The organism is Nakamurella flava, assembly GCF_005298075.1.
GTDB lineage: Bacteria > Actinomycetota > Actinomycetes > Mycobacteriales > Nakamurellaceae > Nakamurella > Nakamurella flava.
This window is the reverse complement of record NZ_SZZH01000001.1, coordinates 777,145-797,811: the sequence shown is the minus strand read 5'-3', so window position 1 is coordinate 797,811 and position 20,667 is coordinate 777,145. Positions and strand designations below refer to the sequence as shown.

General features: G+C 69.8%; 17 protein-coding genes. 7 read left to right on the top strand and 10 right to left on the bottom strand.

All coding sequences use genetic code 11. From position 1 onward, the window contains the following. Nucleotides 1-10: 10 nt before the first annotated feature. The 8 genes from FDO65_RS03580 to FDO65_RS03545 all read right to left on the bottom strand — a co-directional run bounded on the left by FDO65_RS03580 (nt 11) and on the right by FDO65_RS03545 (nt 7,601). Nucleotides 11-1,021 (bottom strand): sensor histidine kinase, encoded by a 1,011-nt coding sequence (locus FDO65_RS03580; protein ID WP_137448073.1) that lies wholly within the window; start codon nt 1,019-1,021, stop codon nt 11-13. Next, nucleotides 1,018-1,698 carry a response regulator transcription factor gene (locus FDO65_RS03575; protein ID WP_137448072.1) on the bottom strand — a complete coding sequence of 227 codons (681 nt, stop codon included), beginning with the start codon at nt 1,696-1,698 and terminating at the stop codon, nt 1,018-1,020. Before FDO65_RS03575 ends, FDO65_RS03580 begins: the two co-directional genes overlap by 4 nt. Nucleotides 1,699-1,781: 83 nt before the next feature. Continuing rightward, a complete protein-coding gene (locus tag FDO65_RS03570; protein ID WP_137448071.1) occupies nt 1,782-2,759 on the bottom strand; it encodes a 5-oxoprolinase subunit C family protein in 978 nt (325 codons plus the stop codon). Continuing rightward, a complete protein-coding gene (locus tag FDO65_RS03565) occupies nt 2,749-3,621 on the bottom strand; it encodes a 5-oxoprolinase subunit B family protein (protein ID WP_137448070.1) in 873 nt (290 codons plus the stop codon). The genes FDO65_RS03570 and FDO65_RS03565 overlap by 11 nt, the downstream gene beginning before the upstream one ends. Continuing rightward, on the bottom strand, nt 3,618-5,000 hold the full coding sequence (locus FDO65_RS03560) for an acetyl-CoA carboxylase biotin carboxylase subunit (RefSeq protein WP_137448069.1): 1,383 nt from the start codon (nt 4,998-5,000) through the stop codon (nt 3,618-3,620). The genes FDO65_RS03565 and FDO65_RS03560 overlap by 4 nt, the downstream gene beginning before the upstream one ends. Next, on the bottom strand, nt 4,997-5,245 hold the full coding sequence (locus tag FDO65_RS22415; RefSeq protein ID WP_205849759.1) for an acetyl-CoA carboxylase: 249 nt from the start codon (nt 5,243-5,245) through the stop codon (nt 4,997-4,999). The genes FDO65_RS03560 and FDO65_RS22415 overlap by 4 nt, the downstream gene beginning before the upstream one ends. A gap of 61 nt (nt 5,246-5,306) precedes the next feature. Further along, the gene (locus FDO65_RS03550; protein ID WP_137448067.1) at nt 5,307-6,692 is read right to left on the bottom strand and encodes a purine-cytosine permease family protein; all 1,386 of its coding nucleotides are present in this window, start codon (nt 6,690-6,692) and stop codon (nt 5,307-5,309) included. Between the two features lie 120 nt (nt 6,693-6,812). Beyond that, nucleotides 6,813-7,601 (bottom strand): 5-oxoprolinase subunit PxpA, encoded by a 789-nt coding sequence (locus FDO65_RS03545; RefSeq protein ID WP_137448066.1) that lies wholly within the window; start codon nt 7,599-7,601, stop codon nt 6,813-6,815. 109 nt (nt 7,602-7,710) lie between these two features. Here FDO65_RS03545 and FDO65_RS03540 point away from each other — a divergent pair, with 109 nt between their 5' ends. From FDO65_RS03540 to FDO65_RS03525, 4 genes are all read left to right on the top strand, one after another. Then, nucleotides 7,711-8,634, top strand: a complete 924-nt coding sequence (locus tag FDO65_RS03540) for a LysR family transcriptional regulator (protein WP_205849758.1) — start codon at nt 7,711-7,713, stop codon at nt 8,632-8,634. A 133-nt stretch (nt 8,635-8,767) separates the two neighbouring features. Beyond that, nucleotides 8,768-9,424, top strand: coding sequence for a response regulator (locus FDO65_RS03535; protein ID WP_137448065.1), 657 nt, complete (start codon nt 8,768-8,770; stop codon nt 9,422-9,424). 26 nt (nt 9,425-9,450) lie between these two features. Beyond that, nucleotides 9,451-11,277 (top strand): sensor histidine kinase, encoded by a 1,827-nt coding sequence (locus tag FDO65_RS03530; RefSeq protein ID WP_137448064.1) that lies wholly within the window; start codon nt 9,451-9,453, stop codon nt 11,275-11,277. A 211-nt stretch (nt 11,278-11,488) separates the two neighbouring features. Continuing rightward, nucleotides 11,489-12,313: an alpha/beta fold hydrolase gene (locus tag FDO65_RS03525; RefSeq protein WP_137448063.1), complete on the top strand. Its 825-nt coding sequence runs from the start codon at nt 11,489-11,491 to the stop codon at nt 12,311-12,313. 54 nt (nt 12,314-12,367) lie between these two features. On the opposite strand, the gene FDO65_RS03520 is transcribed toward FDO65_RS03525, so the two are convergent. Together FDO65_RS03520 and FDO65_RS03515 are read right to left on the bottom strand one after the other, a co-directional pair. Next, entirely contained in the window at nt 12,368-13,270 is a 903-nt protein-coding gene (locus FDO65_RS03520) for a LysR family transcriptional regulator (protein ID WP_166442017.1), read from the bottom strand. 412 nt (nt 13,271-13,682) lie between these two features. Further along, nucleotides 13,683-15,149: an MFS transporter gene (locus FDO65_RS03515; RefSeq protein WP_137448061.1), complete on the bottom strand. Its 1,467-nt coding sequence runs from the start codon at nt 15,147-15,149 to the stop codon at nt 13,683-13,685. A 141-nt stretch (nt 15,150-15,290) separates the two neighbouring features. On the opposite strand from FDO65_RS03515, the gene fdh reads away from it, so the two are divergent. The 3 genes from fdh to nrfD are packed head-to-tail and all read left to right on the top strand — an operon-like array spanning nt 15,291 to nt 20,667. After that, complete coding sequence (gene fdh, locus FDO65_RS03510; RefSeq protein ID WP_137448060.1) at nt 15,291-18,587, top strand: formate dehydrogenase; 3,297 nt, start codon at nt 15,291-15,293, stop codon at nt 18,585-18,587. After that, nucleotides 18,587-19,573 carry a 4Fe-4S dicluster domain-containing protein gene (locus FDO65_RS03505; RefSeq protein ID WP_137448059.1) on the top strand — a complete coding sequence of 329 codons (987 nt, stop codon included), beginning with the start codon at nt 18,587-18,589 and terminating at the stop codon, nt 19,571-19,573. The genes fdh and FDO65_RS03505 overlap by 1 nt, the downstream gene beginning before the upstream one ends. After that, on the top strand, nt 19,570-20,667 hold the full coding sequence (gene nrfD / locus FDO65_RS03500) for an NrfD/PsrC family molybdoenzyme membrane anchor subunit (RefSeq protein WP_137448058.1): 1,098 nt from the start codon (nt 19,570-19,572) through the stop codon (nt 20,665-20,667). The genes FDO65_RS03505 and nrfD overlap by 4 nt, the downstream gene beginning before the upstream one ends.

Genomic DNA, 20,667 nt, shown 5'->3' with positions numbered 1-20,667 from the left:
GGCCGGCCGACTACCCCGTGCGAGCGGGCAGATGCAGTTCGGCCCGCGCGCCCCCGGTCGGACCCGGCCGCAACACCAGCTCACCCCCGTGGGCGACGGCGACCTCCCGGACCAGGGCCAGCCCGAGCCCGAAGCGGCGTCCGCCGGGCCCGTCGGCCGACCGCGAGCCGCGGGCGAACCGGCGGGTCAATTCCTGGGGGTCCTGGTCACCGAAGCCCTCACCGTCGTCGGTGACCGCGACGACGACTCCCGTGCCGTCCCGGACCGCAGCCAACTCGACCGTGCCGCCGGCCGGGGTGTGGCCGAGCGCGTTGTCGACCAGCGCGGACACCGCCCGCCGCAGCGCGATCGGGGCACCGACCACCGTCAGGTCGTCAGGGGCCTGCATCTCGATCCGCACCCCGCCCTGACGGGCGAGATCACCCATCGACGCGGCGATGTCGGACAGCAGGGGGCGGAGTCGGACCGGCTCCCCGGCCGACGGATCGCCCGTCAGGGCGGCACTGGCCAGCAGTTCATCGACGATCTCCCGTAGTACGCGGCTGTCGTCCAGCAGCTGATGCATCGCCGGGAGGGACGGGTCGTCCGGCGGCATCCGCCGAGCGATCAATTGCGCCCGGGTGTGCATCACCGTCAGCGGAGTACGTAACTCGTGACCGGCGTCGGCGACGAACCGGCGCTGCCGGGCCAGCGCTTCACCGAGCGGCGCGACCGCCCGGCGGGCGATGAGGAACCCGACCACCCCCGCGATCGCCACGCCGACGACCGCGGCGATGAGCAGCAGGTCCCGCAGGATCTCGTCGTCCCGGTCGGGGCCGCCGGGACGTCCACCATGGTGGTCGCGCACAAGTGGGCTGATCAGCAGCGCGGTCAACCCGGCCAGCACCACGACGACGGCGCTGGCCGCGGCCAGCTGCCAGGCCATCCGGGTGGTCGCCCGGCGCAGCAGCACCCGGTCCGGATCCGTCCGGGCCGAGGCCGGATCCGTGTCGGTCGAGGCGCGCCGCAACCACCCGGTCACGGTGTCCCCAGCCGGTAGCCCATGCCGTGCACCGTCTGCACGCAGTCCCGGCCCAGTTTGCGGCGCAGGTAGTAGACGTAGGTGTCGACGCTGCCGGGATCGTCGGCGGGGTCGAAGACCGCGGCCAACAGTTGGGGCCGGGTGAACACCTGCTGGGGGCGACGGGCCAGCACCTCCAGCAGAGCGGCCTCCCGACCGGAGAGGTCGACGATGCCGTCCGGCCCCGTCACCCGGCGACCGAGGACGTCGAACCGGAGCACGCCGACCGCGAGGGTCTGGGCGACGTCGGCAGACCGGCGGAGCAGGGCCCGCAACCGGGCGAGCAACTCGTCGATCTCGAACGGCTTGACCAGATAGTCCTCGGCGCCGGCGTCGAGCCCCTCGACCCGGTCCGCGACCGTCCCCCGAGCGGTCAGCACCAGGACCGGGGTGATCACCCCGTTCTGCCGCAGCCCGCGGACGATGTCCAGGCCCTCGACCACCGGCAACCCGCGGTCGACGACGAGGGCGGCGTACCCGCCCGTCAGACCGGCGTGCAGGCCCGCTTGGCCATCGGTGACCAGATCGACCTCGTAGGCCTCGTCGAGGATCTCGGCCAGCAGGGGACCCAGCTGTCGGTCGTCCTCCACCAGCAGCAGCCGCGGCCCGGGTGCGGGCTTCTGCCCGGTCGTCGACATCGCGCCCTCCGATCGCCGGACGGGGCGACCGGCTACCGGTCACCCTGCCGTATCGCGATCAGAGATGTCTCAGTACGGACCGGTCAGCCGACCAACGCCGCACGCAACTTGTCCAGCCACCGGGCTCGGTCGGCCCGCGCCGCCAGCGCCTCGTCGAGGGAGACGGAGGTGAAGCGGACCCGGGTGTTCGGTGGCATCTGGCCGATGAGGTCCAGATCGGCACTGATGACCGTACCGACCATCATGTAGCCGCCACCGGACACGGCATCCCGATGCAGGACGATCGGCTGCTGACCCGACGGGACCTGGATGGAGCCGATCGGATAGCAGGCGTCGACGATGTTCGACGGGTCCTCGCCGGCGCCGAACGGGGCCTCCCGGGGGACGAAGTCCAGTGGCGTGCCCCCCTTCAACCGGTACCCGATGCGGTCGGCCTCCGAGGCGACGGACCAGGTCTCGGCCAGGAACGTGTCCATCGAGTCCGGTTGCACCCGGTGGTCGTAGAGACCGCGGATCATCCGCAGCTCGTATTCCTTGCGCAGCGGCACCCGCAGCTCGTCGGGGATCTCCCGGCCCGGCGGCGGCGGGGAGGTCGGACCCGCGACGGTCAGCTCGTCACCGGCCTGCAGGGTACGGCCGCGGTGCCCGCCCAGACCGCCGAGTGCGTAGGTGGAGCGGCTTCCCAACTGTTCGGGTACCTCGAACCCGCCGGCGACCGCCAGGTAGGCGCGCGCACCCGCGGTGGCGAACCCGACCGAGACCTTCTGCCCGGCAGCGACGTCGACGACGGTGTCGGCGGGTTGGGGCTCGCCGTCGACGGTGAACCGCGTCCGCGCACCGGTCAGAGACAGGCGAGTGTCCCGCTCGAAGCGCAGATCCGGCCCCAGCAGCGCGCATTCGAGCGACGCAGCGGTCTCCGGGTTGCCGACCAGCAGGTTGCCGGCCCGGTAGGAGAGCTGATCCATCGCACCCGACGGCGGGATGCCCAGGTGGTAGTAGCCGCTTCGGCCGGCGTCCTGCACGGACGTGGCCAGTCCGGGTGTGACGACCTCAACGCGCATCGAGAACCTCCAGGAGACGAGCGGGGTAACCGGCCGGGTCGCTCTCGAAGTCCGGCAGGGAGAACTCGACGGGGGCGATGCGCAGGCGATACTCGTTGCTATCCACCGCTGCCACGATCCGGTCGTACTCGGCCCGGTCCACCGGGCGGAACTTCACGATGTCGCCGGGTCGGAACAGCACCAGGAAGTCCGACAGGTGCGCGATCCGCTGCTCGGGGTCGTAGATCGGGACCGGGGTCACCCCGAACATCTGGTACCCACCGGCGCCGCGGACCGAGTAGATGCAGCTGAAGCAGCCTCCGTAGCCCACGGTCAGTTTCGGGGTGTCAGTCCGCGGACGCAGGTACTTGGGCACCTGGATCTGCTTGTCCCGCTCGACCATCTGATACATGAACGGCAGCCCGGCGACGAAGCCGACCATCGAGACGAACCACGGCTTCGCCGAGTGCGCCTCGATGAAGGACGGCACGTCGTCGTAGCCGTTGATCCGGGCGGCGTACTGCAGGTCCGTCGACTGTGGGTCCTGGTGACGATCGCGGAAACGAAGTTGTGTCTCGTTGGTCCAGGGATCGTCGTACAGGACGGGTATCTCGATGACCCGCGTCTGGAGGATCCCGGATGCGGCAGCCAGACCGGCCTCGATGTCCTCCAGCTCAGCCCGCAGCCGGGCGACCGGCAGGACGTCCGGATCGAAGCGCACCTGGAACGAGGCGTTCGCCGGGCAGATGTCGAGGATGCCGGACAGTCCGCGGGCCGCCAGTTCCCGGGTGATCAGGCTGCCGGTGAAGAACGCCGACAGCGACATGCTCTCCGACAGTTCGACGAACAGATGCTCGTCGCCACCGAGTGTGTAGCGGGTCATGCCTGCCCTCCCTTGAGCCACTGCTCGATCCAGGTGGTGTGGATGTCGTTGTCGACGACCGCGGGATCGTCGGCCAGCCGCGAGAACAGCGGAGCGGTGGTGGCCGGACCGTCGATGTGCAGTTCGCCGAGCGCCCGACGGAGCCGGGCGAGGGCGGACGGCCGGTCCGGTGCCCAGACGATGAGCTTGCCGATGAGCGAGTCGTAGAACGGCGGGATGGTCCACCCCGGGAAGGCGGCGGCGTCCACCCGTACCCCGGGCCCGGCCGGCCAGCGCACGTCCGCGATCGTGCCCGGTTGGGGACGGAAGTCCGCGTCGGGATCCTCGGCGTTCAGTCGCACCTCGATCGCGTGGCCGCGACGGTGCACCTGGTCCTGCCGCACGGGCAGCGACTCTCCCCCGGCGACCAGCAGCATGGCCTGGATGAGGTCGACTCCGCAGATCTCCTCGGTGATGGGGTGCTCGACCTGGATGCGCGTGTTCATCTCGATGAAGTAGAACTCCCCGCGGTCGGGGTCGTAGAGATACTCGACCGTTCCCGCCCCCCGGTACCCCACGGAACGGGCGAGGTCGACCGCCGACCGGCAGAGCCGCTCGCGGGTCGCGTCGTCGAGGGCGGCGGCGGGGGCTTCCTCCCAGATCTTCTGGCGGCGCCGCTGGAGCGAGCAGTCGCGCTCGAAGAAGTGCACGGCATCCACGCCGTCCCCGAGGATCTGCACCTCGATGTGCCGGGCTCGTGGGACGAATCGCTCGAGGTACACACCGGGGTCGCCGAAGGCCGCGGACGCCTCCTGGCGGGCGGCGGCGATGGCTGCGGTCAGTTCCCCGGGGTCGGAGGCGATACGGATCCCGCGCCCCCCACCCCCGGCGGCGGCCTTGATCAGCAACGGAAACCCGATGCTCGCGGCGATCTCGTGGGCGGCGTCGTCGGACTCGACCAGGCCGTCGCTGCCGGGGACCACCGGCACACCCGCACTCCGGGCGGTCGCGATCGCCTCCGCCTTGTGACCCATCCGCGAGATGGTGTCGGCGTCGGGTCCGACCCAGATCAGTCCGGCGTCGACGACAGCGCGGGCGAAGTCGGCGTTCTCGGCGAGGAAGCCGTATCCGGGGTGGACGGCGTCGGCGTTCACCTCCAGAGCGGCGCCGACCACTGCCCCGACCGCGAGATAACTCTTGCGAGCGTGGGCGGGACCGATACGGATGGCCTCGTCGGCCAGCCGCACGGCGAGCGAATCCAGGTCCGGATCGCTGTGCGCGACGATCGCGGTGATGCCCATCTCCTGGGCCGCACGCACGAGACGGACGGCGATCTCGCCGCGGTTGGCGATGAGGAGCCGGCGGATGGGGCGGGCGACCCCGGCGGGAGCTCCGCTCACAGTTCCTCGATCCGCACCAGGACGTCACCGGCATCCACGGCGTCCTCGTCCTCCACGACGATCTCGGTGACCACACCGGCGACCTCGGCGGTGACCGGGGTGAACATCTTCATGACCTCGATGAGGCCGACGGTGTCGCCTGCGGCGACGGTGGCGCCCACCGTGACGAACGGCGGGCTGGCAGGGCTCTCACGGTGGTAGAAGGTGCCGGGCAGGGGCGAGGTGACGTCGTGGACGGTGCTCACGGGGTTCTCCAAATCGTCGGACGGTCGATCAGCGGTGGGAGAGGTCGGGTCGTGCGACCCGTCAACGGGTGACGGCAGGCGCCGACGGCACACCGGTGGCGTACCAGCTCGGGCGGGCGACCCGCTGCAAAGCGGCATACAGGCCGGCGGAGATCAGGACAGTGGCGACCGGCGCCCAGGCGGCGCCGACCCCGGAGATGGTCATGGCCAGACCGGTGATCGCCGCACCGAACCAGGCGATGAGTCCAGCGGGGTTGAACGCCGGTACCTGATCGAAGTGGTAGCGCACCTGGTCACCGAACATCCGCCGGTAGACGGGGCTCAGGATGTGCACGACCGCGATACCGACCCAGGCGGTGACGAAGATGCCCTGGTAGTTCAGAGCGGTGAGGATGTAACTGAACACGTCGGTCGCGCGCATCATGACGAGCGCGACGACCCCGACCACGACGGCCCAGACCGCTTTGGTCAACCGGATGCCGAGCTTGTCGAAGAACGCTTGCATGTTGACGGTGGCCAGGTAGAAGTTGGCCGTGTTGATCCGGGTCTGGGTGACCCAGACGAAGAGCAGTGCCCACACCCCGCCCAGGACGGTGATGAGCTGGTCGACGACCGCGGTCTCGGAGACCGAAGCGACCGCGCCGGAGGTGACCAGGAAGATGCCGACAAGCCCGTTCACCCCGAAAGTCATGACGTAGAAGGGGATACCGAAGTTGAAGCGGGCGTGGTAGTCGACATCGGAGCGCTTCCCGAAGCGCGCGAAGTCCATGGTGAACATCATCAGGACCCACACACCCATGTAGGCGACGTAGGCGCTGAACCAGCCCGTCCCCGGCGCTCCCCCGGCCGGCTGATACGTGAGCCACGCGTTGCTGTAGCCGTAGGTCGCGACGGTGGCGACCACCGCGGCGATGAGGCCGAGGACGTAGAACGGCAACAGGACACCGTTGAGCTTGTCCAGGAACTTCTGCACGCTGCCGAAGACCATCGGAACGGCGAGGACGACGACCAGCACGCAGGCCCAGCCGTAGCTCAGTCCGCCGACCACCTGGCTGGCGGCGACGGCGATGACCGATCCCTCGAACACCGCGTAGTAGATGGCGGTCAGGAAGAAGATCGCGGTGGCCACCAGGGCGCCCACCCGCCCGAAGAGGACCCGCGAGAACAGTGAGACGCTCAGACCGGTCTTGATGGCCGAACGGGCGAGCACGCCGTTGACGACGCCGTAGCTGACGATCGTGAGCACGATGGCGATGATGGTGTTGACGGTGCCGTAGGCGATCGCCAGGGTCGCCGCCAGGAAGATGTAGAACAGCGCACTGCAGACCCCCCACCAGGCCATGGTCAACGATCCACGACCGGCCCGATCGGCGTCGGCGATGGCGTGGGTGGCGGTGTCGCTGCCGTCGGACGACCGTGTCTCCGGCGGCGTCGTGGTCTCGGACATGAGGCTCCTTGTCGGGGGGCACGCTCGTGGCGAGCGTGTGACGGGATGTGAGAGGTCCGATGCCGGCCGCCTATGACGGCATCGGGCGGGGCCGGTCGGTGGCGGCACCCCGCGGGTCGGTCAACGCGCGAACGAGCGCACCGCAATTCCGGCGGTGTCGAGCGCGGCGCGCGTCCGGGTCATGAGTTCCAGCGCACCAGGGGTGTCGCTGTGCAGGCAGACGGAGTCGAAGTCGATGGGCACGGTGCCGCCGGTCACGGTCTCGACGGTGCCGTCCTGGCAGGCCCGCAACACCTTGGCCGCCACGGCGTCGGCGTCCAGCGCGCCGATGTCGCGGGTGAAGACGATGCGGCCGTCGTCGCCGTAGTGGCGATCGGCGTAGAACTCCCGGACCACCGGTTGCCCGGCCGCGGAGGCGACGACGTCCACGGTGGAGCCGGCCATCACCAGCACGGGGAGGTCCGGGTCGATGCGCTGCAGCGCCGCTGTCAGCGCGTCGGCAAACGGCTCGTCGGCGGCCGCGTGCATGTACAGGGCGCCGTGCAGCTTCAGATGCTGCAACGGTGCACCGTGGTAGCGCAGGAATTCGCGCAGCGCGCCCAGTTGGTAGAGCACGTCGGCGACCAGCTCCTCCGGGGCGGCGGCGATGTGGCGACGACCGAAGCCCACCAGGTCACGGAACCCGGGGTGCACCCCGATCCCGATGTCCAGGCCATGGGCCTGCTCGACCGTGCGGGACATGGTCAGCGGATCACCCGCATGGAAGCCGGCGGCCACGTTGACGGAGCTGACCATCGGCAGGATCTGATCATCGACGCCGTCTCCGACGGTCCAGGTGCCGAAGCCCTCACCCATGTCGCAGTTGATGTCGATGGTCGATCGTTGGTCCGACTGTGCCGTGCGTGTCATCCGCCCGCCTTCCTCTGTTGGGAATGGAAGCTATGGCGGTGGACTGTGATCGACAAGATCAATATCCTGATGACGTCATATCGGTAGAACTGATGACAAGGAAGGTTCCATGACGACGAGCTCGGTGATGTCCTCGTTGTCCTTCCGACAGCTGCAGTACGTCGTCGCGGTGGCCGACGCCGGGCAGATCAGCGCGGCCGCCCGCGAGCTCTACGTCTCGCAGTCCGCGGTCACCATGGCCGTGCAGGAGGTCGAACGGCAGTTGCGGGCCGAACTCTTCGTCCGCGGTCCCCGCGGGGTCGTCCTGTCACCGGCCGGCAGGGCGTTCCTACCCAAGGCGCGACGCATCCTGCAACTGATGGACGACGCCACCCTGGTGGCCACGAGCGACACCGATCTGCGCGGCAACATCCAGGTCGGGGTCACGTACACCGTCATGGCGTACTTCGTCCCGCACCACCTGCAGCGGCTGAGGGCCATGTTCCCGCAGGTGGAGATCTCGTGGCTGGAGCTCGATCGGCCTGAGGTCGAAGACCTGCTGCACTCCGGGCATCTCGATCTGGGACTGGTGCTGACCTCCAACATCCGCCGCCGCGAACTGGACCACGAGACCCTGGTGCATTCCCGCCGCCGGCTCTGGCACGCTCCCGGCCATGCCCTCGGGGACCTGCCGGAGGTGCGGCTGACCGATGTCGCCGAACACCCCTACGTCCAGCTGACGGTCGACGAGGCTGACTACACCACCCGCTCCTACTGGGGAGGGCTCTCGCCCCGGGTGCTGCTCGAGACGTCGTCCATCGAGGCCGTGCGCAGCATCGTGGCCAACGGAGACGGCGTGGCCATCCTTTCGGACATGGTCTACCGGCCCTGGAGCCTGGAGGGCAAGAAGGTCGACACCGTGGTGCTGCGGGATCCCGTTCCCGACATGCGCATCGGTTTGGCGTGGCACCGCGCGGTCTCCTTCACACCGGCGATGACAGCCCTGCGCGAGTACTTCCGAGGTCAGTTCGACACCGCCGACCAGCGACCCTGACACCCGGGCTCGCCGGGCGGCGCCGGTTGCAGACAGGGGGCCTGGGTCCATTCCGCCGACCGGGCCGATCCACGAGACTGGGGTCGCCGGCGCGGATCCACCGCGCCCGAGCCGTGCTTCCCGGGGGTCGGCCATGCGCGTGGTGATCGGCGAGGACGAGGCGCTGCTGCGCCATGGGCTCCGCCTGGTGCTGGGGTCCGCCGACATCGAGGTGGCGGGCGCCGCGGAGAACGCCGACGACCTGATCCGCCTGACGGACGAGGTGCGGCCGGACATGGTCATCACCGACGTCCGTATGCCGCCGACCCATACCGACGAGGGCATGGTGGCTGCGCTGCACGTCGCGCGGACCTACCCGGACATGGCCGTCGTCGTGCTCTCCCAGTACGTGCAGCGGCGGTACGCGATCGAGTTGCTGACCGAGAAGCGCCGGGGCATCGGTTATCTGCTCAAGCAGCGGATCGCCGACGTCGACACCTTCTGCGGTGACCTGCGGCGGATAGCGGCCGGCGGCGCGGTGATCGACCCCGAGGTCGTGGCGATCATGGTGGCCCGGGCCAGTCACGACGACACCGCCATCAGCAGGCTCACCCCCCGACAGCACGAGGTGTTGACCCTGGTCGCCCAGGGGCGGAGCAACGGCGCCATCGCCGCCGAGCTGGTCATCACCGAGAAGGCCGTCGTCCAGCACACGTCCCGGATCTACGATGCCCTCGGCCTGGCCGCCGACGACGACGGGCACCGGCGGGTGCAGGCCGTGCTCAAGTACCTGACCCGCGAATCCGCGTGACGCCACCGGACAGCACGCCGGGGACTGTGGGACCGGCGTCCATCAGCAGCGTGCCGGGGGTCCGCAAAGCCGCCTCCGACCTGGTCCGGTCGCTGCGCCGCGCGCTGCTGTTCCTCACCCTTGCCGTGGTCTCAGTCAGCAGCCTGCTGTTCACGAACCTGGTCGACAGCGGTCAGCCCACGTCGTACATGGTCTTCTACACGGCCGTGTGCTGGTTGTGGGTGGTCACCGGTGTCTTCGCCTGGTGGCGCCGGCCCAGCAACGGCATGGGTGCGCTGATGGTGTGGGGCGGGATCACCTTGAACCTGGCCGCCGCCAGCAGCAGCGCCGCGATCCCGGTCGCCACCGTGGGGGCGGTGTTCGCGACCGCTCCCCTCTCGGTCATGGTCCACCTGCTGCACGCTTTTCCTTCCGGGAGGGTCCGGGGGCGGGCGTCCCGGTTGACCGTCATCGCCGGGTACCTGGTCTGCTTCGTTCTGCAGATCCCGCTCTATGCCTTCGATCCTGCTGCGGCGGGCCTGCCCTGGTTCGTCGCCGACCGACCCGACCTGCTCGAGATCGGCACGGTGGTGCAGGCGTTGTCCGGGACCGCGGTCATGGTGGCCACGACGGTGATCCTCGCCGTCCGGCTGCGGCGCGCCCAGCCGTTCCAGCGGCGGGTCCTCATTCCGTTGTTCGGCTACGGGCTGCTGGCGGTGCTGTGGATCCCGCTGTCGGCCAACCTGCTCGGCCGCTTCTTCGGAATGCCGTTCGACGTGGTCATCCTGACGCAGCTGGTCGTCATCGCCGGCATCCCTGTCGCCTTCGCGGCGGCCGTGTTTCGCGGCGGCTTCGCCCGCACCGGCGAGCTGCAGGAACTGTCGACCTGGCTGGGGTCGGGCGACGACCAGCGTTCCGAGCTCGGTGGGGCGTTGTCGTCCGTCCTGGGCGACCCCAGCCTGGAACTCGCGTTCCGGGTCGCCGGTCAGCAGCGCTGGGTCGACGCCGCGGGCACGACGGTCGAACTACCGGCGGAGTCACGGGCCGATCGGGCGTGGGTCGGGATCGAGCTGTCCGGCAGCACGATCGCGGCGATCGTCTACGACGCCGACCTGATCGACGACCCCGAACTGGTCCGGGCGGCCGGCCGGGTGGTCGCCCTCGGGGTCGACCGGGAGCGGCTGACCGCCGCGCTGCGGGTCAGCGAGCAGTCGCTGCGGCGCTCCCGGGAACGGATCGTGCGGACCGCCGACCAGGAACGTCGCCGGATCGCCCAGGACCTGCACGACGGCCTCCAGGTCAAGCTGGTGCTGCTGGCCCTCGACGCGCAGCAGGTGGCCAACAGCCTCGACATCGGCTCCGAACCCCGGGACCACGCGACGGAACTGCGCCAGCGCATCGACGCCGCGGCGGCCGAACTCCGGGCCCTGGTGCACGCGGTCATGCCCTCGTCACTGGTCGAACGGGGCCTGGTCGCGGCGACCGAGGACCTGCTCGACCGGCTGCCGATCCGATCGAGCCTGCGCCTGGCGGACATCGGTCCCCTCCCCCTGGCGATCCAGAGCACCGCCTACTTCGTGGTCGCCGAGGCGGTCGCCAACGTCATCAAACACGCCGGGGCCCGCCGGGTCTCGGTCGATCTCACCGTCCGCGACGGGACGTTGACCGTCGAGATCGAGGACGACGGGTGCGGGGGTGCGGCGATCGAGAACGGCACCGGCATCCGGGGGTTGGTCGATCGTGCGGATGTCCTCGGTGGTCGTCTGATCCTGGTCAGCACACCCGGGGCCGGCACCCTGATGACTGCCGTGCTCCCGCTCGACCTGCCCGCGGGTGCCCGCCCGGCCTTCCCGACCGGCGACCCAGGCCCCTAGGACGTCCCACCACCCTGACGGACCACGGACCCGCAGGGTCCTCCGCCCGAGCAGCGAGTCGTCGACATCCGTCGCGTCGATGGCTCCATCGAAATTCCTCATGATCCGGTACCTATCGGACACGGCGGCCGCGTCCTAGCGTCTTGGTCGACGACATCGACTGCGGGACGGACGATCTCCGGACCCGCCGTGCTGAGAGGCGGACCGCCGGATGCCCACGGTGACCACGGACGACGGGGTGGAGATCTTCTACAAGGACTGGGGATCGGGGCAACCGGTGGTCTTCAGCCACGGCTGGCCGCTGTCGTCCGACGACTGGGACGCCCAGCTGATGTTCTTCCTGGCCCACGGCTACCGGGTGGTCGCCCACGACCGGCGCGGCCACGGCCGGTCGGCGCAGGTGGCCGACGGCCACGACATGGACCACTACGCCGACGATCTGGCGGCCGTCGTGCGGCATCTCGATCTGCGCGACGCGCTGCACGTCGGTCACTCGACCGGCGGCGGCGAGGTCATCCACTATCTGGCCCGGCACGGGGTCGACCGGGCCGCGAAGGCGGTGCTGGTGTCGGCGGTCCCGCCCATCATGGTGCAGACCGAGGACAATCCGGGGGGCCTGCCCAAGTCGTTCTTCGACGGGCTGCAGGAGCAGGTGGCGACGAACCGGGCCTCGCTGTTCTGGTCGTTCCCGTCCGGTCCGTTCTACGGCTACAACCGCGACGGGGTGGAGCCTGACCCGGGCATCATCGCCAACTGGTGGCGGCAGGGCATGTCGGGTGGCGCCAAGGCGCACTACGACGGGGTGGTCGCCTTCTCGCAGACCGATTTCACCGAGGACCTGAAGGCGGTCGACATCCCGGTCCTGGTGATGCACGGCGAGGACGACCAGGTGGTGCCCTACGCCGACTCGGGACCGCTGTCGGCGAAGCTGCTCCCGCAGGGCACGTTGAAGTCCTACCCGGGGTATCCGCACGGCATGCCGACCGTGCACGCCGACGTCATCAACGCCGATCTCCTGGAATTCTTCCGGTCCTGACCACCACATGGCCGGGCGACCGGCCTGAGCGTTCCGTCCCCCGATGCGGGGCGCTCAGGCCGACCGTCGCTCATCGTCGGTGGACCACTCGTTCCACAGGGCCAGGAAAGCCCGGAGCGGCGCGCAGGCGACGATGTCGGTCCGCCAGACCAGGATCTTCTCGATCGGTACCGCCGGTGAGATCGAGCGCACGGCCAACCCGCGCAGGTCGCCCAGCGCGGGGTCCGCGCCGAGCGAGACGGCCACACCGACGCCCTCGCGGGCGAACGCCGTCTGCAGGCGGACGTCGTTGGCGACGTAGTTGACCGCCAGCGTGACCCCCTGGTCGCGGGCCGCGGCGTCCAGTCGGGTCCGCAGTGCGCTGGTGGTCGGGTAGCTGATCACCGGATGGCCGGCCAGCTCGGCCAGGGACACCGGCTCGTCCAGCCGATAGACCGCGGGGTCGAATGCGGCCACCAGCCGGCCGGTGAAGAGCGGAGCGGCGGTGACGGTCGGCGGCAGCGCCTCGACCGGGCGGGCGATGACGGCGGCGTGCAGCCGGCCCTGCAACAGCAGATCCAGCAGCGGTCCACTCGTCGCCTCGACGAGATGGATGTCGATGCCGGGGCGCTCGCGGTGCAACCGTCCGAGCAACTCGGGGATGGCGGTGTGTTCCACCCCGCCGCCGGTGCCGATCCGCAGTTCGCCCCGTTCCAACCCGGCCCGGGCGGAGAACTCGGCCCGCGCGTCGGCCGCCGCGGCCAGACAGCGACGGGCGTACGGCAGCAGCACCTGCCCGCCCTCGGTCAGCCCGACTTCCCGACCAGAGCGGTCGAACAGCGGCTCCCCCAGTTGCTTCTCCAGACCGGAGATCTGCGCGCTGATCGTCGACTGGGTGACGTGGCACAGCTGCGCGGCGCGGGTGAACGACCGCTCGTCGGCCACCGCGACGAAGTACTCCAGGCTGCGCAGCTCCATGGCCCACAGCATGGCAAGGGTTCTCGGGCGTGCGCGACCCCTTCGAGTCGCTTCCGCAGATCGACATGCCAGTCCCGACGGGTCTGCTGACCCGAACCTGTCGTTGGTGGCACGTCGATCGGGTGGCGTGGGCGGTGAGTGCGGACAGCTCAGGCCCCGTGGGAGGCGAACGACCTGGTTGCCCGCTGCCGGGCCCTGATGGTCGCCGCGCCGGCCGACGCTTTCCTCAGCCACCTCACCGCGGCAATCCTGTGGCCACTGCCGTTGCCTTGGCCGACGAGCTGTTCTGCCGCCCGCAGGACGTGGTCGACCGGGTGCAGCGCGCGCTCCGCCGAGGCGGGTGGGCCCCTGATCGACATGCCACCACCGACCGGTCTCCCGACCTCGGACCCGTCATATCTGACATGTCGACTCAGCGGTCGGCGTTCTCCAGCGCCGACAACGGCAGGGCGATGTCCTCGAGCGACTTGCCCTCGGCATCGATGCCGAGGAACACCTCGACCAGCCCGCCGACGATCATGATCGCGGCGGCCATCAGGTAGCCCCACATCAGCGCGGTGGGGTTGGAGCCGTCGCCGATGAGGAAGCCGTAGATCACCGGGCCGAGCGCACCGAAGCCCTGGGCGATGGCGAAGAACACGGCGATGGCCATGGCCCGGACCTCGAGCGGGAAGATCTCGCTGACCGTCAGGTAGGCCGAAGAAGCGCCGGCGGAGGCGAAGAAGAAGATGGCGCACCAGGCGATGGTCTGGGTGACCGCGTTGAGCAGGCCGGCCTCGAACAGGAACGCGCTGACCGCCAACAGCGCGCCGGACAGGATGTACGTCCCGGCGATCATCTTCTTCCGGCCCAGGGTGTCGAACAGGTGCCCCAGCACCAGCGGTCCGATGAAGTTGCCGACCGCGAACGCGATGAGATACCAGGGGGTGGCACTGGCCGGCACGCCGTAGAACTTGCCGAGCACCAGGGTGTAGGTGAAGAAGATCGAGTTGTACAGGAACGACTGCGTGATCATCAACGTCGCACCCAGGATGGACCGCTGCGGGTAGGTCTTGAACAGCACCTTCAGCAGCGCGAGGTACCCGTGGCTGCGCTCGGGCCGCAGCTCGATCGACTTGTCCGGGTCGACGGGTGGCAGATCATGGCCGGTGGCCCGCACCCGGTGCTCGATGTCGGTGATCGACTCCTCGGCCGCCTCGGCCTGGCCGTGCATGATCTGCCACCGAGGACTCTCCGGCAGGTGCCGGCGGACGACCAGAATGACCAGGCCGAGCACCGGACCGATGAGGAAACCGAGCCGCCAGCCGATCGACGGGTCCAGCACGTTGAGCAGGAACAGCGTGCCCAGGGTGCCGAGAACCGCGCCGAACCAGTAGGTCCCGTTGACGGCGATGTCGATGCGCCCGCGATACTTGGCCGGAATGAGCTCGTCGATCGCCGAGTTGATCGCCGCGTACTCACCGCCGATGCCCATGCCGGCGATGAACCGGGTGGCGTACAGGAAGAGCACCCAGCCGGTGCCCGAGCCGAGCGTCAGGGCGGTGAGCCCGGAACCGAGCAGGTAGACGCCGAGGGTGATCATGAACAGCTTGCGCCGTCCCAGTTTGTCCGACAGCCGGCCGAACCACAGGGCACCGACCACCTCGCCGGCCAGGTAGACGGTCGCGATCAGGCCGACCTCGGCCGACGACAACCCCAGGGTGCTCGGCTCGGTGAGCGTCGCCCCGATGGCGCTGGCCACGGTGATCTCCAACCCGTCCAGCACCCAGGCCACGCCGAGGGCCAGGACGAGTCTGGTGTGGAACGGGGACCAGGGCAATCGGTCCAGACGGGCCGGGATGGTGCTGGTGACGGTCTTCCCGATGGCTTCCGCCGACATTGGCTGCCTCCTCCGGACGCCGGCCCCCATTCCTGGGTCCGGAACATTTGCGCGGCAAACTATTACCCCTTCGCGGCGGGCTCAGCACGAAATACCGGTACCGATCACCCGACAGTCGGGCTCCGGGGTTACGGTGTCGTCGTGGCGCGATGGAGTCCTCTGCAGTGGCCGGTGGTCCGGCAGCTGCGCTCCGGCGACGTGCTGGGCCGGGGGCCCGCGGTGACGTCGCCGCAGACCCGTGCCGTGACCCCACGGACCGTGACCGCCGACCGGGTCGCCCGCAGCGTCTGCCCGTACTGCGCGGTGGGTTGCGGCCAAAAGGTTTTCGTCAAGGATGAGCGGGTCGTGCAGATCGAGGGCGACCCTGACTCGCCGATCTCCCGCGGACGGCTGTGTCCCAAGGGTTCGGCCAGTGAGCAGCTGGTCAACTCGCCCGGCCGGCAGACCGAGATCCTCTATCGCGCACCGCATGCCACCGAATGGCAGCCGTTGGACCGGGACACCGCGATCGACATGATCGCCGATCGGTTCCTGGCCGCCCGCCAGGCTCACTGGCAGGACACGGACCCGCAGGGCCGTCACGTCCGCCGGACCATGGGGATCGCGGCGCTGGGCGGCGCGACCCTCGACAACGAGGAGAACTACCTCATCAAGAAGCTGTTCACGGCGGCCGGCGCTGTCCAGGTCGAGAACCAGGCCCGTATTTGACACTCCGCCACGGTTCCCAGTCTGGGGGCCTCGTTCGGACGCGGCGGCGCGACGCAATCCCTGCAGGACATGGCGAACGCCGACTGCATCGTGATCCAGGGTTCCAACATGGCCGAGTGCCACCCGGTGGGCTTCCAGTGGGTGTCCGAGGCCAAGGCCCGCGGGGCGCGGATCATCCACATCGATCCGCGGTACACCCGCACGTCGGCGATCGCGCACAAGTACATGCCGATCCGCGCCGGATCGGACGTGGTGCTGCTCGGGGCGCTGATCAGGTACGTGTTGGACAACGACCTGTGGTTCCGTGACTACGTGATCCCGTACACCAACGCGGCCACGATCATCACCGAGGACTACCGCGACACCGAGGATCTCGGCGGGCTGTTCTCCGGGTTCGATCCCCAGACCGGAAAGTACGACCTGACCAGCTGGGGCTACGCCGAGGAGGACGGCGACAGCCAGCTCGAGGGCGAGGCGGTCAACGAGCACGGGGCCGACGCCTCGACCCGGGCCGGCGGTCACGAACACGGCAGCGGCGGTCCGCCCCTGCCGCACGCCCGGGTGCAGCGGGACGAGACCCTGCAGCACCCCCGGACGGTGTTCCAGATCCTGCGTCGGCACTACGCCCGGTACACCCCGGAGATGGTGCAGGAGGTCTGCGGCATCAATGCCGCTGACTTCGCGTACCTGGCCAAGGCGGTCACCGAGAACTCCGGGCGCGACCGCACCACCTGTTTCGCGTACGCCGTCGGCTGGACCCAGCACACCCTGGGCGCCCAGTTCATCCGCACGGCCGCGATCCTGCAGCTGCTGCTGGGCAACATGGGGCGGCCGGGCGGCGGGATCATGGCGCTGCGCGGACACGCCAGCATCCAGGGTTCGACCGACATCCCCACCCTGTTCAACCTGCTGCCCGGCTACCTTCCGATGCCGATGGCCGGCCGTCACGACACCTTCCGCAATTACCTGGACACGATCGCCGGCAAGCAGCAGAAGGGCTTCTGGACCGACGCCGACGCCTACACCATCAGCCTGCTCAAGGCCTGGTGGGGAGACGCGGCGACGGCCGAGAACGACTGGGCCTACGACTATCTGCCCAAACTGACCGGCCCGCACGGCACCTATCAGACCTTGATGGCGATGATGGACGACGAGGTCGACGGCTACTTCATCCTGGGCCAGAACCCGGCGGTCGGATCGGCGAACGGCCGGCTCCAGCGAATGGCCATGTCGCACCTGAAATGGCTGGTCGTCCGCGATCTCAACCTCATCGAATCGGCCACCTGGTGGAAGGACGGCCCGGAGATTGCCTCCGGCGAGTTGACCACGCAGGACATCGCCACCGAGGTGTTCTTCATGCCCGCGGCCAGCCACGTGGAGAAGGCCGGCTCCTTCACCCAGACCCAACGGCTGGTGCAGTGGCGTGAGAAGGCGGTCGACCCGCCCGGGCAGGCGCAGAGCGAACTCGACTTCTTCCACGAGCTGGGGGTGCGGATCCGCCAGCGGCTGGCCGGGTCCACCGATCCGCGGGATCGGCCGCTGCTCGACCTGACCTGGGACTACCCGGTCGACGAGCACGGCGAGGTGATCTCGGAGGCGGTGCTGGCCGAGATCAACGGTTACCGCGTCGGCGGCCCCGACGACCGCGAGCCGCTGTCCTCCTACACCCAGATGCGGGCGGACGGCTCGACCGCCGGTGGTTGCTGGATCTACACCGGCGTCTATGCGGGCGGCGTGAACCAGGCCGCCAACCGGGTGCCGCAGGGTGGCGACGGGCCCAGTCAGAACGAGTGGGGCTGGGCGTGGCCGGCCAACCGCCGGATCCTGTACAACCGGGCCTCGGCCGATCCGGACGGCAAGCCGTGGAGCGAGCGCAAGAAGCTGGTCTGGTGGGACGCCGAGCAGGGCCGGTGGACCGGGGACGACATCCCGGATTTCGTGGCCGACCGGGCTCCGCATTCCCGGCCGGACCCCGACCAGGGTGGAGCGGCGGCGTTGGCCGGCGACGATCCGTTCATCATGCAGTCCGATGGCAAGGGGTGGCTGTTCGCGCCCAAGGGGATGCTCGACGGCCCGCTGCCCACCCATTACGAGCCGCAGGAATCCCCCGTCGGCAACGCGCTCTACCCGCAGCAGCAGAACCCGTCGCGGGTCACGTTCCCGCGCAAGGACAACCTGTGGGCGCCCAGTGCCGACGCGCCGGGGGCCGATGTGTACCCGTTCATCTTCACCACCTATCGGCTGACCGAGCACCACACCGCGGGCGGGATGAGCCGGTGGCTGCCGTATCTCGCGGAGCTGCAGCCCGAGATGTTCTGTGAGGTCTCGCCGGAACTGGCCGCCGAACGCGGTCTGGAGAATTTCGGGTGGGCGACCATCGTCTCGCCGCGGGCGGCCATCGAGGCCAAGGTCCTGGTCACGGACCGGGTGCGGCCATTGACCGTGGGCGGGCGCACGGTGCACCAGATCGGCCTGCCATACCACTGGGGCGTCGGTGGTGACGCGGTGGTCAGCGGTGACGCGGCCAACGACCTGCTGGGCATCACCCTGGATCCGAACGTCCAGATCCAGGAGTCCAAGGCCGGGTCCTGCGACATCCGTCCCGGCCGGCGGCCCCAGGGCGAGGACCTGCAGCGCCTGGTCAACGAGTACCAGTCGCGGTCGGGCACGACCGTGCAGACCGACAACCAGCCGGTCACCGACCCGGCCCACGAAGGAGTGCGCGGCTGATGGGCCAGCTCAGCGGACCCACCGATCCGACCGCCGACGCGGGATGGGAGCACACGCACCCCCGTAAGGGGTTTTTCACCGACACGTCGATCTGCATCGGCTGCAAGGCCTGCGAGGTGGCCTGCAAGGAATGGAACCGCAACCCCCGCGACGGTGACCTGCAGCTGCTCGGCTCGTCGTACGACAACACGGGGGCCCTGGGCGCCAGCACCTGGCGGCACGTGGCCTTCGTCGAGCAGGGGCAGGACCGGATCGAACAAGCCCGGGCGTCCGGTCGCGCGCTGGTCGGCCTGGGCATGCCGACCATCCGGAACGGTTCCGCGACAACACTTCCCGAGCCTGACCTGAGCCCACCGGACACCCCGGAGTTCCGCTGGTTGATGTCCTCGGACGTGTGCAAGCACTGCACGCACGCCGGATGCCTGGACGTCTGCCCGACCGGTGCACTGTTCCGCACCGAGTTCGGCACCGTGGTCGTGCAGGCCGACGTCTGCAACGGCTGCGGCACCTGTGTGGCGGGCTGCCCGTTCGGCGTGGTCGAGCGCAGGGACGACGGGACGTACGGCACCCAGGCCGACCGGCCCGAGCACCCCGAGGTCGCCCCGAACCACGTGGCCCAGAAGTGCACCCTCTGCTACGACCGCATCGTCGAGGGTCAGACCCCGGCCTGCGCGCAGACCTGCCCGACCACGTCGATCAAGTACGGCGACCACGACGATCTGGTGGTGGCGGCCAGGGAGCGGGTCGCCCAACTCCACGAGCAGGGCCAGACCGAGGCCCGGCTGTACGGGGCCAACGAGAACGACGGCGTGGGCGGGACCGGCTCGGTCTTTCTGCTGCTCGACGAACCCGAGGTCTACGGTCTGCCACCGGACCCGCGGGTCCCCACCGCCGACCTGCCCCGGATGTGGCGGCGGGCCGGTGCCGCGGCCGCGGGAATGCTGGCCGCGGCGGCGATTTCGTTCCTGAGCGGCGGCCGTCGATGACCACGTCGGATTTCGACGCGTTCCGTCCACCGGAACCCGAGGGCCGCCGACGCCGAGGGGGTGCACGGGGTACGGGTCAGCGACGTCGGACGAGCGGCGGCGACGGTGGGCGCGAGATGCCGATGGTCCCGGAGGTCGAGTTCGAGTCCTACTACGGTCGACCGGTGGTCAAGGCGCCGCCGTGGGGCGAGGAGATCCCGGCGTACCTGTTCCTCGGCGGCGTGGCCGGAGGCTCGGCGTTGCTGGCCGCGGGCGCCCAGTTCACCCGCCGTCCGCGGCTGCGCCGCAACTCCCGGCTGTCGGCCCTCGGCGCGATCGGCGTCGGCAGCCTGGCCCTGGTCGCCGATCTCGGCCGCCCGGAGCGGTTCCTCAACATGCTGCGCACCTTCAAGGTGACCTCTCCGATGAGCGTGGGATCCTGGATCCTGGCCACGTTCAGCGTTGGCGCCGGGGCCGCCGCCGCGGTCGAGGTGGACCGGATGACCGGTAGCCGGCTGCCGCTGGGACCGCTTCGCTCGCTGCTCCCCACCGTCGACGTCGGCGGCGGGATCTGGGCCGCCGTGCTCGGCGCCCCGTTGGCCGCCTACACCGCGGTGCTGCTGGGCGATACCGCCACCCCGACCTGGAACGCGGCCCACAACGAGCTGCCGTTCGTCTTCGTCAGCTCGGCCGCGATGGCCTCGGGCGGGTTGGCCTTGCTGACCACACCCACCGACGAGACTGCCCCCGCCCGGGTTCTCGCCGTGCTCGGCGCCGCGGGTGACGTGGCCGCGTCGAAGGTGATGCACCGCAACATGGACCCGGTGGTGGCCGAGACGCTGCACCACGGCAAGGTCGGAAAGATGCTGCGAGCCAGCGAGATCCTCGCCGTCGTGGGCGGTCTCGGCGCGGTGATGGGCGGACGGCATCGTGGGGTGGCAGCCGTGTCCGGGTTGTGCCTGCTGGGTTCGTCCGCGCTGACCCGGTTCGGGATCTTCGAGGCCGGTATCGAGTCGGCCAAGGACCCCCGTTACACCATCGAGCCGCAGAAGCGCCGGTTGGCCGCCCGTCGGGCCGCCGGCATCACCGACGACTCGATCACCACGGTGCGGTAG

Bases quoted from the DNA above. Each gene is read 5' to 3' on its own strand.
- FDO65_RS03575 (WP_137448072.1), bottom strand. From the start codon at position 1,698: ATGTCGACGACCGGGCAGAAGCCCGCACCCGGGCCGCGGCTGCTGCTG.
- FDO65_RS03535 (WP_137448065.1), top strand. From the start codon at position 8,768: ATGCGCGTGGTGATCGGCGAGGACGAGGCGCTGCTGCGCCATGGGCTC.
- FDO65_RS03540 (WP_205849758.1), top strand. From the start codon at position 7,711: ATGACGACGAGCTCGGTGATGTCCTCGTTGTCCTTCCGACAGCTGCAG.
- FDO65_RS03515 (WP_137448061.1), bottom strand. From the start codon at position 15,149: ATGTCGGCGGAAGCCATCGGGAAGACCGTCACCAGCACCATCCCGGCC.
- FDO65_RS03565 (WP_137448070.1), bottom strand. From the start codon at position 3,621: ATGACCCGCTACACACTCGGTGGCGACGAGCATCTGTTCGTCGAACTG.
- FDO65_RS03525 (WP_137448063.1), top strand. From the start codon at position 11,489: ATGCCCACGGTGACCACGGACGACGGGGTGGAGATCTTCTACAAGGAC.
- FDO65_RS03505 (WP_137448059.1), top strand. From the start codon at position 18,587: ATGGGCCAGCTCAGCGGACCCACCGATCCGACCGCCGACGCGGGATGG.
- nrfD (WP_137448058.1), top strand. From the start codon at position 19,570: ATGACCACGTCGGATTTCGACGCGTTCCGTCCACCGGAACCCGAGGGC.
- FDO65_RS03570 (WP_137448071.1), bottom strand. From the start codon at position 2,759: ATGCGCGTTGAGGTCGTCACACCCGGACTGGCCACGTCCGTGCAGGAC.
- FDO65_RS03520 (WP_166442017.1), bottom strand. From the start codon at position 13,270: ATGGAGCTGCGCAGCCTGGAGTACTTCGTCGCGGTGGCCGACGAGCGG.
- FDO65_RS03550 (WP_137448067.1), bottom strand. From the start codon at position 6,692: ATGTCCGAGACCACGACGCCGCCGGAGACACGGTCGTCCGACGGCAGC.
- FDO65_RS03545 (WP_137448066.1), bottom strand. From the start codon at position 7,601: ATGACACGCACGGCACAGTCGGACCAACGATCGACCATCGACATCAAC.